This window comes from Pseudoalteromonas peptidolytica, assembly GCF_012641745.1.
In the GTDB taxonomy this organism is placed as follows: Bacteria; Pseudomonadota; Gammaproteobacteria; order Enterobacterales; family Alteromonadaceae; genus Pseudoalteromonas; species Pseudoalteromonas peptidolytica.
The window spans coordinates 1-17341 of the sequence record NZ_WEHZ01000008.1 but is presented as its reverse complement, the minus strand read 5'-3'; the positions used below and the strand labels follow the sequence as shown (position 1 = coordinate 17341).

The following is a 17341-nucleotide window of genomic DNA, read 5'->3' as shown; positions in this document are numbered from 1 at the left end:
TCGTTAATTTATCGTCAGTTCAAAACCTGAGCTATCAGCCGTTCCCGAGATCACCACCGCTGTGATGGCCTCACCTTGACTAATACGTTCAATACAGCGCTCAGCTAGTTGCGGCATCAAATTGCGATTGATGATCTGCTCGATAGCACGGCCACCAATCGTTGGCTCATTGCCTTTTGCTACCACATATTCCACAAACGCCTGATCATAACTAAGCGTCGCACCATATGTTTCTGATAGCTTTTGTGCCACACGTTTTAATGAAATTTCAGTAATTTCAGCCAGCTCATCGGTATTTAACGGATAATAAGGAATAATATTACAACGACCTAAAAAGGCCGGTTTAAAGAAGCTTTGTAACGCAGGTCGCACATTCTCAACAAGCTCCACTAAATCTGGACGTGAATCACTGACATTACAAAAGTCGACAATAGCGCTATCTGCGGCATTGGAAGTCATGATGATCAAGGTGTTTTTAAAATCTATATTGCGACCTTCACTGTCTTGAATACAGCCTTTATCAAATATTTGATAAAAGATATCATGGACACTCGGGTGGGCCTTTTCCATTTCATCAAGCAGTAGCACACAATAAGGGTTGCGGCGAATAGCTTCCGTTAACACACCACCTTTACCATAACCAACATAACCCGCTGGAGAGCCAAGCAACATAGACACTTTATGTGCCTCTTTAAACTCAGTCATATTGATGACCGTCATATCCTGCTCACCGCCAAAAAGTTGATCTGCCAACGCCAATGCGGTTTCTGATTTACCGACCCCACTTGGGCCACACATTAAAAACACCCCAACTGGTTTACGCTTATCCGTTAGTCCCGCACGCGATACCCGAATGCTCTTAGACAGCTCATGCAGTGCATGTTTTTGACCAATAATTCGCTGATGTAATGCCGTTTCTAATGTCAGCAACTTAGCCACTTCGTCTTTAACCAAATTACCAATTGGGATCCCCGTCCACGCGCCAATGACTTGTGCAATGATGTGCTCATCAACAATTGCATGTACCATTGGCTGCTCACCTTGTAACGCTTTTAATGCTGCCAATTGCGCCGAAAAGTCGCCTTGCTCTTCACCAGCTTGGATCTTTGCCAATGTTGAAACTAATTCTTTTTCCTTCTCCCATTGCGCCTTCAATGACACTAATTGGGTTTCAAGTTGCGATTTTTGTTCTTCTTTTTCAGCTATTGCTGTTGCCTGATTAGCCAGCATCTCATGTTCTTTAGCCAAAGATACTAGTGCTTTTTCTAAATAGCGGATCCCTTGCTCTGCTGCTTCGATACTGGCAGGTTTAGCACTTTGTGTTAATGCAATCCGTGCACATGAAGTATCTAGCACACTAATAGCTTTATCTGGCAGCTTACGACTTGGTAAGTATCGGATAGATAAGTCCACTGCCGCTTGCAGCGCCGCTTCCGTGATGAATACTTGATGATGGCTTTTTAACGATTCAGCTACGCCACGGAGCATCTGAAGCGCATCCTCAGCATTGGGCTCTTCAACCTTGACTACCTGAAAGCGACGAGTCAACGCAGGGTCTTTTTCAAAATACTTTTTATACTCTTCCCAGGTCGTCGCGGCGATAGTGCGAAATTCACCACGTGCTAATGCCGGTTTTAGTAAATTAGCAGCATCATTTTGCCCTTCGGCACCGCCTGCGCCAATTAAGGTATGTGCTTCATCAATAAAAACAATGATGGGAACTTCAGAGTTTTTCACTTCATTGATCACATCTTTTAAGCGATTTTCAAATTCACCTTTTACACTCGCACCGGCTTGCAATAAGCCAAGGTCTAGTGAATGAATTTGCACACCAGACAATACTGGAGGTACTTCATTGGCCGCTATTTTTTGCGCAAGTCCCTCGACCACCGCTGTTTTCCCAACCCCAGGTTCACCAACAAAAATAGGGTTGTTTTGACGCTTTCGGCACAAAATATCTATCGCTTGCCTCACTTCATCCGCGCGACCAGATACCACATCAAGTTCATTATCTGCGGCTGCTTGGGTAAGGTTTACGGTATATTTATCTAATGCACCAGTAACGACATTATGTGCTGCGGTATTTGCAGCGCCCTTCGCTGATGTTTTCGGTGCAACAGACAAAGATTGAATATGTGCTTTTAAACTCTCCACCGAGACATTTTTGAGTGCTGCATATTCTTTTTGTTTAAATGACAATGGATCTGGCTGCAATATCTCCAATAATAAATGGAGTCCAGCAACAGCACTGTGGGAAAACTCGACAGAGGCAAGTAACCAAGCTGATTTAACTAACTCAATTAGCTCAGGACTAATGGTTGGCTGTCCAGAGTGGCTTGGCGACAGTTGGCTTAATTTGGCTTCGAGTTCTTGTACGAACTGCGCAATATTAACCTGTTGTGACTCAAGAAACTGTTGTAGTTTAGGGTCTCTGCCCTTCAATAATGAAAGTAACCAATGCTCGACCTCAATAGCACCAGCTTGACTATTCATCGCATCTGCTGCTGCATATTCCAACGCATTTTTTAAGTTACTATCTAAATAAGAAATTAGTTTTGAAATAGATACTTGAGACATGATTTATCCCTAACTCTACAGAGCCCTTACTGTTCGTTTCTGGTTGCCATTGCGTCGTGTTACATTCGCGTTCACACCTAACACAATGCCCTTTTGATGATGAGTGAGTACCAAATCAGATGGCACGGTTCCAATATATTGTGCTTCCACTTCAACCACGACTTCGTGGCTCACATAGTGGCTGCATAACGACTTGATCGCGCTTAATAGCTCAACTTGCTGCGCTTCTTGCTGCTCTAATTTCGAAAAAATAGCAGCATCTTCGTACATAACAGTGACCGTTAATGTTCTGCCAAGCTGAGCAAACTGTGCACCGAGTACCGCGCCTCGACCAAGCTGACAGGAGCCTAAATGGCTTCTTGCATGTGAAGGTATACTTTTGACCTCAATGTCACTCATCGCTAAGTGAATTGCATGAGGAAAATAATGCCTTAGCAAGCGCTGTAAGTTACTCAGAGAATAATGCTCTGCCCGAGTGATAAGTGTTGCAGGAAGCATGGATAACTCGCCGTAGTGCTCTGTAAGCGAGCTAAAATAGCTTTGCAAGAGCTGGCGCTGTTGTTGTGCTGCGGTCGTTGTTTCTGTACGAAAAATCAAAGAAGAAAATGATTTTATCTGTAAAGATTGATGCACCAAGGTATTATCAAAAATAGCAAGAAATCGTAGATAAGCTCGGTTATTTCGCAGATACGCTTCTTTGAGCCAATCTAAAATAAAATGTGCCAACCCGCCACGCTCACCAAATAAAGTGGCTTCGTTACTGTCTACCACAAAGTGCTTATCAGCCAGCTCTTGATAGTCTATTTTTCTTTTGCCATAGGTGTCTGAAAACAAGTGCTGCTTGAAGCTGATTTTTTTCGCCCCAGCCACCCGCAATAATCGAGTAAAGTGAAGTACCGAAGAAACTTTAGCAAATAAGCGTCGCGTCAACTGCATACTCGCGCTCCTAGTTGCGCATCAAAGCGCTTTGCAGGCCAGTTGTAACTGGTATATTTCACGGTTAATTGACTACAGCGATCAAATGGAGTTTGTGCTGCTAAAAAGTCATTAATAAGCTCAGCAAAAAGTGAAAAGTCAGCATTGAGCTCTGAGTTATCTAACGTCAGTGTAAGCGCCATGCCAGGTACAAATATCATTCTTCCTTCAACAAGAAATGGTGCATTGATCTTTTCAGCACACACGTCATAAATTGAATTTAGTTCCTGATGAGTGGCATTAGCGTTGACAAACAATTTTAAAAAGCCAATTAATGACGTTTTGGCGTCTTCTACTTGTAATAGCTGAGAGAGATTAAAAGACATGAGCTTGAGCAAGCGCCAGTAATTTTTTTCATCTGTTGCGACATTACTTGGCTGGATAGTGACACCGCCAACGTTAAACTCTCCTGCCAACGCTTCTTCAGTATTCACCACGATTTGGTTACCTACATGGACTTTGTTAGCAAGCTGCGCATCATAACAGGTGATATGTGCAAACGCGGTAAACCCATTAGGGTAAGTCGCTGTCGTCTTGTTTATAGGTAAAACAAGGTGCTTAACCTCATCCAAAGAAGCTGTTTTATTAGCCTCGTCAATATGCCCTAGTTTCACACTCTGAGACCAATATAACTGCGACTCAAAATCGACGGTCTGCGTACCTACCACAGGCGGGATCTCTTGCTGCCCCTGGGAGGTCACAACATACACTTTATCGATGGAATAAATTTGCACATGATGCTGACTGGCATCTGCTATCACGGGATATGACAGCTCTTGATAGTTCACTCTTACGGGCTCAGAAGATTGATGAAATAAATTACTAAATAGTGTTTTGTTTATCTTCACTGAGAGATTTCTTTCTTCCAGCAACACAGCTCCTAGCTCATTTAGGTAAAAGTCGATAAACACACTTTTACCATGACCGACATTAAGCTTATGCGGGTTTTTCAAAATAAAGAACTGGCGCTTTGCAGGGACAGAAAAGTACTCTTTAAGCTTAAAATAGGCGGGAATTTCGTTACTATCTATCGGTGAGATAAGGAAATCGTCGTCAGCCAGTAATGGATGAAAATTACCTTTACCCACATCATATGCAAAGTCGTCATCGGCCACACAAATGGCCACTTTGGTGACGGCTTGGTTAATAATATCGGCAACATTACGGCCAATAGACTCGTTACTAAAGTGCAACTGGATTGGTTGTGCCAGTGCTTGCTGCATATCCACATCACTGCTCAATGGCGATAATTCGACACGCAAGCAATATGGTGAAAGTTTACTATCGAGGTTGGCAGGCACAGCGTGTTGAAATGGGGTTTGCTCTAACTTAAAGCGCGATACCGACATAGGTGAGAAAGTCACAGGCAAGGAGTTACACAACTTAACCGTGGTGTTATCGTCACCTTTATTAATGACATCCAACTCAACTTCTACTTGTTTATCTAAAAACACCGGTTTGTTAAAGTCGTCGGCATTAGGCTGAAAATGCGCTTGCACCACCATAGGTAACGTTTTAAACAAATTAGGCGAGACAATATCCGCAAACTCTTCTACATGACGTGTTCGTAGGGCATCAATTTCCATCGCATTTTTTGCCGCAACCCATGCAAAACTGTCAATTAACCGTGTGACATTAGGATCTTCTTGGCCTTTGTCATTGAGGTTAATATGCTCAGCTTCTCTTCGAAAATGTTTTCGAAAGCCTTCTAAGCCATAGCGAATGCTCGCTAACTCATCTTCGAAGTGCTTTAACATACGACTAATCATATTGACTCTCGTTTTCAATCAATACAGTAAGACGCGTCAAATCAATATCAGTGTCAAACTGCAATAATTCTTCTTTGCCTTTAATCGAAAGTACAGCTGAGATCTCAAAACGCATCGTATTAGCAATATGTTTTTCTTCGTCTTGCGCAAGATACATAACTTCTATGCTGTGAAGCCTGGGCTCAAATTGACTTATTTTGTTTTTTATCCGCATGGCGATTTGCTCACCACTATTGAGTCGGCTAAATAGCGCAATGTCTTCAAGACCAAAGCAAATACTCGATTGATTGACCAATTCTCGGTCACGTTCCTGTAAAAATGCGGCCTCTGTTTTTAAGATCAGACCGATATTATGGTGGATCGACTGCACCACCTCGGTAGCATGATCCGCAGAGACATCTTCTCTATCCATATAAAATGCACTGAAAAAGCTCATCGTTCTACCGCCGTGGATAAACTTACCGTACTGGCGACTCGGTCAAATTGATACTGTGGCACCAAATCAACATGACAACTGTAACGCTTAAATTCACCGGACTCTTCCACGACACTGACTTTAGCCGACTTTAGGGGCATCTTCGCGAGTGTCATTTCATCCGACACAATTGAATTTGAGCAGTACTGCTCTAACCAATGTGTCAGGCTGTTTTCACAATCATGTGCTTCCATTGAGGAGCCAACCATTTCCCTAAGTTGCACCTTAAGATAATGGGCAATGCGACTGATCATCAGTGTAGTTTGTAGCAAATAGCGATTTTCTGTCTCACTTTCTGTTTTGATAGAGCAATTGGACTGAAAAAAGTACCTTTCATTTAATGGGTTATGGAATATGGGGATCAAACCAAGCTGAGAAATAAACGCCGCATTACTGGCCGAAAGCCGCGTTTTAAATACCACGGGCAGCTCCTCCTTTTTGGCGCCATAATAATGAATGGCGCTGCCCCCTGAGCCATCTAATTTGCGTGATTTTAAGAATCCAAACCACCTAACCCGATTAAACTCAATAATGACATTCTTTAAAAATGTCGTCGCCGTATTTCCCCAACGAAAGTTGTCTTGGGCATCTTCATTAAACACAAAACCCGCGGGGTGATAACGGTAAATGCGTCGATAACCGACCTTGTTAAATACCAAGCCAATAAAATGGCTGTTGTCTTTAGCCCTTAGACGATGCCAACTCTCAAATTCATGGGCGGCCAGCACCCGCTTTACCTTCGCGGTATCGCATAAAAAAGACTCTCCTATCGCCCCGAGGAACGCTTCATCAGCATCCAAGACGATAGGACAGAGGCTTTTCTCGCCAAGCTCTGCAAGTAGCTCAAGGGTATAAATATCATCAAATTCATTAGCATAATCGATATCTAAGCTAATATTATGGTCAATAACGATAAGACCATAAGGCTCTCCACCAAGTGTATTAAACTCACGGTTGGCTATTAGGTTATATAGCTTTGCCTGTTTTACCGACGGCGAAATATTGAGATCTTGAGATATTTCAGCCCAAGAGATATTCAGCAACTTTACTCTTACCGTCTTGTAATTGACTGGTAGGTTAACCAGCTCATGCAGTGATCGCCAACGCGCCTCTAATGCCACAAACTGGTGATGAGACATAACCAGTGACAGCTGTTCACTGATCAAATTGTCTATCTCAGCAATTAATAGCTTTACTTGTGCAATCTGGTTTGAGTGATGTACTGTCGTAGACATGGGGAATCGCGTTCCAGCGCTCAGTTAGTTAATACAAAGAAGTGGAGTGAGCATACCCACAGGTATTATCTCACTGCCACTTAATGCTTTTAACGCTCAGGTGAGGCGATAAAAACGTTTTTATCATTAGCCAGGTAGGCTTGCTACCATACGCACAGAGGTCGTTAGCTCTTCCATTTGTAACCAAGGACGCAAATGCGCAACGGCTGAATACGCCCCAGGGCGACCAGGTTGTTCGATCACTGAGATTTGTGCTTCAGCAAGTGGGGTTTTAGCACGTTCTTCATTACCCATAGCACCTGAGTTTGTGTACATCGCAATCCACTCACTCATTTGCTTTTGAATATCTGCCGCTTCCATATTCGAACCAATATTGTCACGCCCCATTACCTTGAGGTAATGAGCGATCCGGCTACTCGCCATGATATATGGCAAACGTGCAGAAATAGCTGCATTAGCGGTAGCATCAGGATCCGTATACTCTTTTGGTTTTTGCGTAGTCTGCCCACCTAAGAACACGGCATAATCTGTATTCTTATAATGTACTAGCGGCAAAAAGCCCAAATCGCTCAGCTCTTTCTCACGCTCATCGGTTAAGTTCACTTCAGTTGGACATTGCTGTGTAATATCACCAGAATCCGTGAGGTACGTGAGATTTGGCAAAGCCTCTACTTTACCGCCGTTTTCCATACCACGAATTGCAGTACACCAACCATAAGCTTCAAATGCTTGGTTCATTTTAAGCGCCATTTCATAGGCCGCATTTGACCAAACAATTTCATCATTGCTTGTCGGCTTTGGATTACCAGCGTTGTCAGTTGCAAGCTCTTCAAACTCAAACGATTTGATTTTTTTGCCTTTACCACCGTACGGTAAACGCGCCATGGTGCGAGGCATAGTCAACGCCACATAACGGGCATCATCGCTTTCTCTAAATGAGTTCCACGAAGCATAACTAGGCGAATCAAAAGCAGGTGCTATTGGTTTACCTTCACTGAAGGTAGAAAAGCTACTTAATTCGAACATTTCTGGCGCCGCCGCTGCGATAAATGGTGCATGGCTTGCTGCTGCCACTTCTCCCATATAACGCAATAACGCAACATCTTCATCATTTTGTGAAAACGCGTAGTCACCCAAGATCAGGCCGTACGGCTCCCCTCCCGCTGTGCCATACTCATGTTGATATAGCGTATTGAACAACGGGCTGCGGTCTACCGCTGGCGCATCTTCAAATTGCTCAAGCAGCTCATCTTTTGTGATGTTGAGTAACTTCACTTTTTGAGATGTACCCAGCGCACTGTTGCGGATCAGTTTTTGTAAACCTAACCACGAACCCTCAAGCTCTTGAAAACTGTCTTGCTGCATAATCGCAGAAAGCTGCTGAGACATTTTTTTATCAATCTCAGCCACCGCATTTGCAATAGTGTCAGTGAGGTTTTTATCCCATGTTACCGTGCCAGACATTGCTTCTTTGGTTAAAGAAGTCAGTAGCTCTTTAGTTCTATCAGGTGCCGTTTGACTCGTCGCACTGATAGCACGGTCTAAAAACGAACTGCTATCGCCTGCTGCTGCGCCGCCATCTTGCTGTAATTCTTCAGACATTACTCTTCTCCTTTCACGCCAAGCTCGCTAGACAACGCGCTCAATGAGTCCGCGCTTTGTAAAATGTCTTTAAGGAGCTTTTCAAAATCGCGAGAGCGATCCGCTTTACTTAGCAGCTCATTCAGCTGATTACGGGTTTCCAGTAGCTTTTTCAGTGGTTCGATACGTTGAACCAAAGCGTCAGGCTCAAAGTCTTTCATAGATTCAAAATCTAGATTAACTTCAAACTGGCTGTCATCAGCTTCGATGACATTATCTACTTTCAATGAAAGTGAAGGTTGAATACGGCCCAGTACATCATCAAAGTTATCTTGATCGACTTGAATAAACTCGCGATCTTCAACTTCTTTTGGGTCTTCTCTGTCACCAGAAAAATTACCGAGTACCGCTGATACAAACGGCAGCTCTTTTTTCTCAGTAGCGCCGTTAGTTTCAACATCATACGTAATACTTACGCGGTTTTTACTAACACGCTTATGTTGCGAATTAAGTGCCATAATGATTTACCTTACTTAAGATCAGCCGCAGAAGTAAGCTGGTTGGTGGTTGCATCGTATTTAACAGATGCAGCTTTCTCAAGCTTACCGCCTTCGTCTTCAACGAAGAAGATTTGCTCAATTTTGGTGTAAGTAAGCGAGAATGACTCAGACGGTTGACCACCATCGCTACCTGAAATACTAAAGTTTGCCATACGTGCTTCTTCAAGAGAGATAACATAGTAAGGCACAATCCCTTTACCATCACGAGACGGCTTAGTCATCACTAGCTCAACGGTTTTACCGTCTGCACCTGGCTGGAATAAGTAAGTTAGTAGGTACGGTGTTGCACCATCATACGTTTTAGAAATGCTGATTTCACCCAGCGCCACCATACCGTTATCTTGGTTGTTTGCATTGCCAATATCTACAGAAACGCCACGCATAGCGCCCCAAGATAGGCTATCTACCGCAAACCAACCTTTTTTGCTGTTTAAATCGGCAACTGTAGCAGCCCCTTTGATGCTGTCATTGCCGTCGATTCTCATGAAAATTGACGCCATTTGTATTCTCCATAGCTATGTTATTTTTCCCTACTTAGTGTAGGCACAAATTTAAATCTTTCATTTCCCTGAACCATAAGTTCAGGACTTTTCGCTACCAAAGTGGTCCTGATGTCGCGCTGCTATCTGTTGCAGGCTTTACTTCAGGCTCTGGTTCAACGTTTGTTTGCACGGGTTGCACCGGCTCTGGCACAACTGGTTCAACAACCGCAGGCGTCGGATTAGATACTGCTATACTCTCTTCCGACAATAATTCACCTAAGTCATTGTCTACGCCCGTCAGCTTGCTGATTTCTGCAAGTGCTGGTGAGTCTTTGGCGATTAACTCTCCCATTAAGTCGGAGAACGACATATTTCCCCACCGAATTGCTCTTGCAAGCAAGTAAGGAATAGGACTGTGTGGCTCGGTTTTTTTGAAAAAAACCGCAATTCTATTTAATTCTTCCAGCGCATGTTCACGTGTATACACAGCTTTTGCGACAACTGGCTGCGTGGCAACGACAGCGGCTTGCGGTGCTTGATAGGTGGCCTGTGGCGCGCTCTTGGCGGTTTCATTTGGCGTAGCGACAACAGGCTCTGCTGACTGTACTTCCTCAGTGATTGCTGACTCTTGCTGCTCAACATCAGGAAAAAAGTACTGATACATCAACTTTATTTGCTTGATCGTATCGCGTATAAAGCGAAAGCCAAGCAACGCCAAGCCATGTTTGTTGCGATAACCATTGATAAATAAATCAACGTCTTTAAGCTTGCTTTCAATCTCGCTCAACAGGTTAAAGCGCTCACTCAACTCCCCTTTTCGCGACTGCAGCGTGGCTGCAAATTCCGCTTTTTTCGCCTCAAGACTGCCATCTTTTTGCGCCAGCAAGTAGTCACCAAAGGTGTATTCATCTAACAACGGATAGTGCATCAATGGTACGTTTAACAAGCCAGAATTTGGACTGTCGCCAGTTAGCTGCTCAAGCGGTTTGGTTTGGTTATCACAATGCTTTTGTGCAGCCTCTGTGGCATCTAGCTTGGCGACTTTCTTTTCAGGAAGCCTTGGATGAATAGATTCTCCAAGTTGCTTAAGTGCAAACAAAAAATCGCCTAACCCTTTATTAAATAAAGATAAGTCATCTTTTTTGTACGCCAGTGAAGCAAGCCACCATACAAACACTTCGATGTCACGAGAATCATTTTTAAGCGTTTCACCTGCGCTTTGCTGCAACTGATACCAGTCATCAGCGTTTTGGCGCTGAAGCACTTGATCTTGAGCCGAGGTAGGCGTTTCTAACAACTTGCGCAGGCTGGACTGTGCGACGTTGAGTAAATTACGTAGTTCCCGAAACTTAGTCCGCTCTTCTTTAAGAAATACACCGGCATCAAGCTCAGTACTCGGAGAAAAAAGTAACATAGGCGGCTAATTTCAACCCTATACGCGTTATTATTTATTCTTCATTCCATTGTGGAGCAGAATGATCCAAAGTCAAGATATTAATACCTTGTTAAATTATGGGGTTAGATCACAAAACCGTTAACATACAGAGAAAAAACCATTGTTTTTCGCTATAAACACAAACATGAACCGCCCTAAATGACGAGAAAATATCAAGCAACTATGGACAAAAAATGAATTTATTCAGACTTTTTGCTGTTTTTCAAAAAAACCTAAAAAACACTTTAATTATAGTTTTTTAACTTTGATTCAACTTTTACATTCCACTATAGTTGCGCCAATTGGCGTCATACAAAGAGGTTTAAATGAAAGACAATTTCATCAGGGATGGCATTAGAGGCAACTTAGTTGTTAAAGACTTTGTGCCTGCCACAAAAATCGGTAAGTTTGATCTCAAAGTGGAACCACACAAAAAGAAAATCACCGTGATTGTCAAAATCTTTTATCGGTTTATCGACAACACCGAAGATCAACTCTCTTGGTCCATGAATGAAAAGAATGAATTTAAACGCAATGCCCGGCGCGTCATTTTAGAAAAGTGGGCAAACAATTATAAGATCCGTTGTACTAAACAAAACTGGGAAGAGTTTGTGATGGACATTAACTTTGTCATTGCAGAAGTGAACAACCCAGCGTACTGCCGTTATATTGTCGAGGTGAAGAAGCTTGCACGGTATAAATCTAGTGGTGGTATTAATCATGGTATGGTTCCGCATGTTTGCGGCGTAAACAATTTCGCCAATGAAATTGACACCACCAAAAATCAAGAGCGGATTTTCAACTACAAAGAGGGGTTGCTGCGCTCAGGATTGAGAAGCTTGCTGCCTGCGGGTGATGGTGACTACATTACTTTTTCATCGGATCAACACATTCTAACTAGTGGTATAAAAAGCTATTTAGACCGTTTTTTAACGATTGTAAGAGCACGTAGAACCCCTGATGTACTTGGTATTAAAGCGTACATTATTGGCCTGAAAGGCAAAAATGACAGCACCTTTACATACAATTTAGAATCACGCCGAGCAAATTCAGTCGCAAGCTATATTAACCAGCGCATTGTCGGCGACAACTTTGCGATTGTGGCCAACACGTCTCAACAGTGGGCAAAAGACGCAGTGACCTTTTTAAAAACTCGCGATCGTAACCATACGGTGTCTGGTCAAAATGGTGGCGTACTTATCGTTATTCGCACACCGCATAACGTCGATCGCACCGTACCGCATAAATACATTGTGATGACACATGAATTTGGACATATGCTTGGGCTACCTGACGAGTATTTTGGTGTGCATAGCAACTCCACCATGGCAAAGCTAAGGCTAGATAATGTTTGGCCAAGTACCATACGCTCACAAAGGGTATCGACAGGGAACAAGCGCCTCAGAGAGATGCAAGACGGCTTTACGCAAATGGCCACGCAGGCCAATGTCTCTTTACCTAACCTGATTTCTAAGACCACCATAGTCAAACGGCCAGAGGCTGAACAAGCTTATCAAGAAATACAAGATAAAAATGACCAAATCACTCGACGCAAGCAACAGTTAAAAGATACCTTTGGTCAAAATAGTTGGGCCTACAAAAAGTATAAAGACTCGCATCCTAGACTTTATGCGCCCCCGAGCACAGAAGCAATTTCCAACAGCATCATGCACAGTGGCAGCGATATTCAAAAAGTGCATTTTGTGACAATTTGGTCGGCGTTGTGCAAAGCAACTGAAACACATCTAGATGTCACTGAATGGGAGATTGTCCCCGCTGAATAAAGACTATCACTCCTGACGTGTGAGTAAGAAAGGGGTAAGCAACGACAACAGTCTTTAGTGAACAATAATAACCATGTAGCACAAACTAAGGGGGAAGCATTGTCTGGTTTTCCCCATTTGATCTTTGTTAGGTATTTTTATAACGAAGTTGTGTTTAAACGATATTCCACATTGTTAATTTTGATAGCGTCTGGAATTTGAGCAGTAGTGAAGCAACCAAATGAAATAACGCTAAATAGTACACCTATGAAGCGAAATTTCACGCTACCGTCTTGGTAAGCCTAACGCTTGCCTAACTGGCGCGAAATAGCAGGCAAAAGTCAACGACAAAGGAACGCAAGCCTGCTGTTTTGCTGCCGTGGTTTAGGCACTTGTTAAGCCTCATTTACTTACGAGTTCCTTAATGCTTTTTACGACCAAGTCACTGTCATGAATATGCAAGAAATGTTTTTCTGATTCCGAATATACAATTTTGCTATTTTTTGACAAGCTCTTGAAGTAACCATCTGCGTTACTATCAAGATCATCCATTTTTTGGGCAATCTCGTCTGGAACAAATGGCGGGTCATAACGTTTGTCCGTATTTTTTGCACGTACTGTAATTAAAGGTTTTGATCCAAAAGTTGAAGCATTCTTTAATTCTTTATAGCTTTTCATGTGATCGACTTTTTCTGGTACCTTTTCAAATAACGGATCAAGTACTGTTAGCTCAAAGTTCATCTGACGCAGTAGTTGCTTATTATCTGTTTTAAGTTCTTTTGGCCAACGTGTACCCATAGTATAAAAGTAGCCGAAAGTTGGTGGGTCAATTAACACCGCTCCAAGAACCTCTTTTGGAAACAAGTTATTATATGAGTTTATGATATATGAACCATACGAATGGCCTGCAAAATAATAAGGGGATTTAACATTTGCAGCTTGTAATAAGTTGCGTAGCCTTCTGGACATGTCATTTACTGTAAATGGAACAGGGCCTTTTTCACTCTTTCCAAGGCCAGCACGATCGTATAAGCACACACTAAAATCGTTTTTTAAGCGTTTTATGTTTTTTAGCCAAACCCCATCAGAACCAGAAAGACCAAAGCCTTGCTCAAGTATTAATTGAGGCTTGTCATTTTCGTAGCATTCAAGATACAACTTAAACCCACCCACATCATATAGCCCTGACTTTGTTGGTTGTAACTCTTGCTCTGTACCTAGGGCACCAAAGCTAATAAAAATTGAGAATAACCATACAATTGATTTCATTTAGACTCCACTCCCTCAATGAGGCTTAACATTTTAGTATTTATGCGACACGCAGTTTGTGTTGCATAATCGCTTGTTGGACTGAGCCGCTACCTGCTCGGTGTGACAGAGTTGGTGTTGTCTATGCTATAGCTTAATTGGAAAAATAGGCTTTTTGGAGGCTCTCACTTTCCTAGCTAGTGTAATCAGTTTAGCTACTGTTATGTAAGCTTTCCCTGCATTGCTCAGCGCTTATTATGTATTCATTACACCTAAATTTGCCTTAATAAGCAATTATATTTTTACGCGTAAAGAAGCCACTAGCCTGAGCAGTTAATCAGGTTAACCAGTTGATTTTAAACAGCTATCTAGCTACCAACTCGTTCGATCTACTTTGGCCGTTGTTGCATCTAACTTGAATACGCCAATTAGCCGCAAGATACCTGTTGTTGTGGTTCAATAAATCCGGACACTATTTTAGGTGGTATCATTACCATTCAACTAGTGAGCAAATTCGCTGACACCCACCACTAATTTGCACCTTCATGAGATGCCGCCTAAGCTTTAGCTCTACACTCAATGGATTGAGGAAACCAAACGATGGCGACTGCCCGTAAAAGACAAATCAGTTTAACTGACACCAAATATTATCACTGTATCTCCCGTTGCGTCAGGCGCGCCTTTTTATGCGGTGAAGATAAATTTACCGGAAAATCATACGAGCACCGCCGAGATTGGGTTGAAGAAAAGCTATTGATGTTGGCTTCCGTATTTTGCATTGATGTTTGTGCTTATGCAGTGATGAGCAATCATACTCACATTGTTTTATATGTTGATGACAACAAGGCGAAACGTCTGTCCGATGAAGCGATAGTGATACGATGGCACAAGTTGTTTAAAGGTAATTGGATAAGCCAAAAATTTATTGAAGGAGAGCCTCTCAGCGAGTCGGAGCAGTTGATACTAGATGAACTGGTTGATAAATACAGGGAAAGGCTGGCCGATATTAGCTGGTTTATGCGAGTGCTTAACGAAGACATCGCCCGCCGAGCAAATAAAGAAGATAATTGCACAGGTCGGTTTTGGGAAGGACGGTTTAAGTCTCAAGCATTACTGGATGAAGCAGCGCTGGCTGCTTGTCTCGCATACGTAGACCTAAACCCAATTAGATCCAACATCGCCGCAACGCCTGAAACCTCAGACTACACCAGCATCAAAAAACGCATCGACCACGCGAAGATGGGAAAGCAACCAAAAAACCTACTACGCTTTGTCGGCAGCCCACGAAAACATATGCCAAAAGGCCTGCCTTTTGAACTCAAATCCTATATTGAATTGGTTGAACTCACAGGCCGTTGTATTCGAGACAACAAGCGAGGCTATATCTTTGAGTCTCAACCCATACTCACTCGACTCAATATAGAGCCTGAGAACTGGATAAAACTCACAACACAGTTTTCACGTGTATTCCACGGTGCAGTGGGCCGAGAGCGAACAGTAACCGCCTACTGTGAAACACTGCAAAAGCGACGGTGGACAAACCTAACAAACTGCGAGCGCTTGTTGGCTTAGCAAAACTAACACTATCAACTCGAAAATCTATAACTGTTGTATTTACAACGCTTTGTCATACGCGATAACCCAGTTTTAGTGTAGGGATATGCCTGGGCGCTAAAAATTGGCCTACCGAAAAACGTTTTTGTATCCAGTGATTGAGGTGTTTATATACTTTTTTACTTCACTACCTCAGTTTGGATGCTAATTGTGATTAATTGTGATGGGTGTCACTTATTTTCCTCACTTATTTTCCTCTATTAATTGTGATGGGTGTCACTTATTTTCCTACTCTACCTCAGTTTGGATGCTAATTGTGATTAATTGTGATGGGTGTCACTTATTTTCCCCTAAAGCATGAAAGGCATTGGAAAAATCGCGGCAGCATCCATCATTAGTAACTTACCTGAACTGGGATATATGACCAACAAACAAGCTTCCGCATTAGTTGGAGTTGCACCGATAAATAGAGAGAGCGGTCGCTTCAAAGGTCTCAGAAAAATACAAGGAGGTCGCCATCAAGTTAGGACTGTTTTATACATGGCCATGATGTCAGCAATACAATCTAACCCAGTTTTTAAAGGTCAATATCAAAAGCTAGTTTCTGCCGGAAAACCGAAAAAAGTGGCGCTTATTGCGTGCGTTCGCAAAATGATTGTGATCTTAAATTCTATGCTTAGGGAAGGTGTAATGTGGGAAGCGCCAACAGCTTAAAATTAGCTATTGACGCCATAGTCTCTTGTTAGGCAACCGACTCTACTTGGACGATTGAAAATGTATTATTGCTTGGGTCAATTATGTGAGTCATTAAACCTCCCCAAAATTGTTCTTCGGGAGCACCAGTAAACTTAACGCCTCTTTCATTTAAACGGGCGTAAAATTGGTTGAGATTATCGACTTCGATGCTGAAACCAAGATACCTACCACTTTCGAACTCGCCTTTTTCTTCCGGCTCTATGATTACTTGAACATTATCAAGCTTGTACCCAATAAAGCCTTCTACTTCTGAACCAAACAACTTCAAAAGACCAAGATGTTCCGTGTAGAAAACTTCAGATTCCTTAAGACTTGTGCAAGGAATCCTTATTGTATTTAGCTTCATTTCATCCTCCTGATGCCTAACGCCTTAATAAACGGCGAAAAATAGCAGGCTAAACTAAGCGAAGAATGAGCGCAAGCCTGCTGTTTTGCGTCCACTGTTTGATTAACTTGTTAGCTATACTTTAACTCGTTATCTGTAATAACTAACATGTCATCAATAACTTCACCATCTAATAGCGTGTGCCAAGAATAATAACCAACTTCTTCCTCTTCGAGTAGAATAGTTAAATTGGTTTCAATATACGAAACTTCGATGTATTCATGTTTAAAACAAAGTTTGTGAGAATGAAATTCGAATTTAAATTTATCGGTTATTGAGTTATCAATACCAAAGTCCTCAGAAGAGACCCACAATTTCGCTCCTGCAATCGCATTTGAAATCAAATTCTGTTGAGCAGCGATCTGTTCAAGATTTGTAAACAAGGTGTCCATTTGAGTGCAAAGTTTTCCTTGTATAGCTAACACTTTAGTATTTATGCGACACGCAGTTTGTGTTGCATAATCGCTTGTTGGACTGAGCTGCTACCCGCTCGATGTCTCAGAGTTGGTGTTATTTATGCTAAGGGAATTTGCTTTTTGGAGGCTC

General features: G+C 42.5%; 14 protein-coding genes and 1 pseudogene. 3 read left to right on the top strand and 12 right to left on the bottom strand.

The window, feature by feature from the left end:
- Nucleotides 1-3: 3 nt before the first annotated feature.
- The 9 genes from tssH to F9Y84_RS06950 all read right to left on the bottom strand — a co-directional run bounded on the left by tssH (nucleotide 4) and on the right by F9Y84_RS06950 (nucleotide 11068).
- Nucleotides 4-2577: a type VI secretion system ATPase TssH gene (gene tssH, locus F9Y84_RS06990; RefSeq protein ID WP_147388959.1), complete on the bottom strand. Its 2574-nt coding sequence runs from the start codon at nucleotides 2575-2577 to the stop codon at nucleotides 4-6.
- A 15-nt stretch (nucleotides 2578-2592) separates the two neighbouring features.
- Nucleotides 2593-3513: a type VI secretion system baseplate subunit TssG gene (locus F9Y84_RS06985; protein ID WP_147388958.1), complete on the bottom strand. Its 921-nt coding sequence runs from the start codon at nucleotides 3511-3513 to the stop codon at nucleotides 2593-2595.
- Complete coding sequence (locus tag F9Y84_RS06980; RefSeq protein WP_147388957.1) at nucleotides 3504-5321, bottom strand: type VI secretion system baseplate subunit TssF; 1818 nt, start codon at nucleotides 5319-5321, stop codon at nucleotides 3504-3506. The genes F9Y84_RS06985 and F9Y84_RS06980 overlap by 10 nt, the downstream gene beginning before the upstream one ends.
- On the bottom strand, nucleotides 5314-5757 hold the full coding sequence (gene tssE / locus F9Y84_RS06975; RefSeq protein ID WP_125250766.1) for a type VI secretion system baseplate subunit TssE: 444 nt from the start codon (nucleotides 5755-5757) through the stop codon (nucleotides 5314-5316). The genes F9Y84_RS06980 and tssE overlap by 8 nt, the downstream gene beginning before the upstream one ends.
- The gene (locus F9Y84_RS06970; RefSeq protein ID WP_147388956.1) at nucleotides 5754-7031 is read right to left on the bottom strand and encodes a type VI secretion system contractile sheath domain-containing protein; all 1278 of its coding nucleotides are present in this window, start codon (nucleotides 7029-7031) and stop codon (nucleotides 5754-5756) included. The genes tssE and F9Y84_RS06970 overlap by 4 nt, the downstream gene beginning before the upstream one ends.
- A gap of 126 nt (nucleotides 7032-7157) precedes the next feature.
- On the bottom strand, nucleotides 7158-8633 hold the full coding sequence (tssC, locus tag F9Y84_RS06965; RefSeq protein WP_147388955.1) for a type VI secretion system contractile sheath large subunit: 1476 nt from the start codon (nucleotides 8631-8633) through the stop codon (nucleotides 7158-7160).
- Complete coding sequence (gene tssB / locus F9Y84_RS06960) at nucleotides 8633-9130, bottom strand: type VI secretion system contractile sheath small subunit (protein WP_125250769.1); 498 nt, start codon at nucleotides 9128-9130, stop codon at nucleotides 8633-8635. The genes tssC and tssB overlap by 1 nt, the downstream gene beginning before the upstream one ends.
- Nucleotides 9131-9141: 11 nt before the next feature.
- Complete coding sequence (locus F9Y84_RS06955) at nucleotides 9142-9672, bottom strand: Hcp family type VI secretion system effector (protein WP_125250770.1); 531 nt, start codon at nucleotides 9670-9672, stop codon at nucleotides 9142-9144.
- Between the two features lie 94 nt (nucleotides 9673-9766).
- Entirely contained in the window at nucleotides 9767-11068 is a 1302-nt protein-coding gene (locus F9Y84_RS06950; protein ID WP_147388954.1) for a type VI secretion system protein TssA, read from the bottom strand.
- 347 nt (nucleotides 11069-11415) lie between these two features.
- On the opposite strand from F9Y84_RS06950, the gene F9Y84_RS06945 reads away from it, so the two are divergent.
- On the top strand, nucleotides 11416-12873 hold the full coding sequence (locus F9Y84_RS06945) for a hypothetical protein (protein ID WP_147388953.1): 1458 nt from the start codon (nucleotides 11416-11418) through the stop codon (nucleotides 12871-12873).
- Between the two features lie 381 nt (nucleotides 12874-13254).
- On the opposite strand, the gene F9Y84_RS06940 is transcribed toward F9Y84_RS06945, so the two are convergent.
- Nucleotides 13255-14121 (bottom strand): alpha/beta fold hydrolase, encoded by an 867-nt coding sequence (locus tag F9Y84_RS06940; RefSeq protein WP_147388952.1) that lies wholly within the window; start codon nucleotides 14119-14121, stop codon nucleotides 13255-13257.
- Between the two features lie 579 nt (nucleotides 14122-14700).
- On the opposite strand from F9Y84_RS06940, the gene F9Y84_RS06935 reads away from it, so the two are divergent.
- Both F9Y84_RS06935 and F9Y84_RS06930 read left to right on the top strand, forming a co-directional pair.
- A complete protein-coding gene (locus F9Y84_RS06935) occupies nucleotides 14701-15672 on the top strand; it encodes a transposase (protein ID WP_168756748.1) in 972 nt (323 codons plus the stop codon).
- Between the two features lie 336 nt (nucleotides 15673-16008).
- A pseudogene (locus tag F9Y84_RS06930) lies at nucleotides 16009-16368 on the top strand (transposase); the annotation flags it as partial.
- A 28-nt stretch (nucleotides 16369-16396) separates the two neighbouring features.
- On the opposite strand, the gene F9Y84_RS06925 reads toward F9Y84_RS06930, so the two are convergent.
- Both F9Y84_RS06925 and F9Y84_RS06920 read right to left on the bottom strand, forming a co-directional pair.
- Nucleotides 16397-16756 (bottom strand): VOC family protein, encoded by a 360-nt coding sequence (locus F9Y84_RS06925; protein ID WP_147391510.1) that lies wholly within the window; start codon nucleotides 16754-16756, stop codon nucleotides 16397-16399.
- A 110-nt stretch (nucleotides 16757-16866) separates the two neighbouring features.
- Nucleotides 16867-17187 carry a hypothetical protein gene (locus F9Y84_RS06920; RefSeq protein ID WP_147391511.1) on the bottom strand — a complete coding sequence of 107 codons (321 nt, stop codon included), beginning with the start codon at nucleotides 17185-17187 and terminating at the stop codon, nucleotides 16867-16869.
- Nucleotides 17188-17341: the final 154 nt, after the last annotated feature.

Excerpts from the sequence above, each read along its gene's own strand:
- F9Y84_RS06945 (WP_147388953.1), top strand. The coding sequence starts at position 11,416 with ATGAAAGACAATTTCATCAGGGATGGCATTAGAGGCAACTTAGTTGTT.
- F9Y84_RS06935 (WP_168756748.1), top strand. The coding sequence starts at position 14,701 with ATGGCGACTGCCCGTAAAAGACAAATCAGTTTAACTGACACCAAATAT.
- F9Y84_RS06940 (WP_147388952.1), bottom strand. The coding sequence starts at position 14,121 with ATGAAATCAATTGTATGGTTATTCTCAATTTTTATTAGCTTTGGTGCC.
- tssE (WP_125250766.1), bottom strand. The coding sequence starts at position 5,757 with ATGAGCTTTTTCAGTGCATTTTATATGGATAGAGAAGATGTCTCTGCG.
- F9Y84_RS06980 (WP_147388957.1), bottom strand. The coding sequence starts at position 5,321 with ATGATTAGTCGTATGTTAAAGCACTTCGAAGATGAGTTAGCGAGCATT.
- F9Y84_RS06920 (WP_147391511.1), bottom strand. The coding sequence starts at position 17,187 with ATGGACACCTTGTTTACAAATCTTGAACAGATCGCTGCTCAACAGAAT.
- tssC (WP_147388955.1), bottom strand. The coding sequence starts at position 8,633 with ATGTCTGAAGAATTACAGCAAGATGGCGGCGCAGCAGCAGGCGATAGC.
- F9Y84_RS06955 (WP_125250770.1), bottom strand. The coding sequence starts at position 9,672 with ATGGCGTCAATTTTCATGAGAATCGACGGCAATGACAGCATCAAAGGG.
- F9Y84_RS06970 (WP_147388956.1), bottom strand. The coding sequence starts at position 7,031 with ATGTCTACGACAGTACATCACTCAAACCAGATTGCACAAGTAAAGCTA.
- tssH (WP_147388959.1), bottom strand. The coding sequence starts at position 2,577 with ATGTCTCAAGTATCTATTTCAAAACTAATTTCTTATTTAGATAGTAAC.
- F9Y84_RS06985 (WP_147388958.1), bottom strand. The coding sequence starts at position 3,513 with ATGCAGTTGACGCGACGCTTATTTGCTAAAGTTTCTTCGGTACTTCAC.
- tssB (WP_125250769.1), bottom strand. The coding sequence starts at position 9,130 with ATGGCACTTAATTCGCAACATAAGCGTGTTAGTAAAAACCGCGTAAGT.
- F9Y84_RS06925 (WP_147391510.1), bottom strand. The coding sequence starts at position 16,756 with ATGAAGCTAAATACAATAAGGATTCCTTGCACAAGTCTTAAGGAATCT.
- F9Y84_RS06950 (WP_147388954.1), bottom strand. The coding sequence starts at position 11,068 with ATGTTACTTTTTTCTCCGAGTACTGAGCTTGATGCCGGTGTATTTCTT.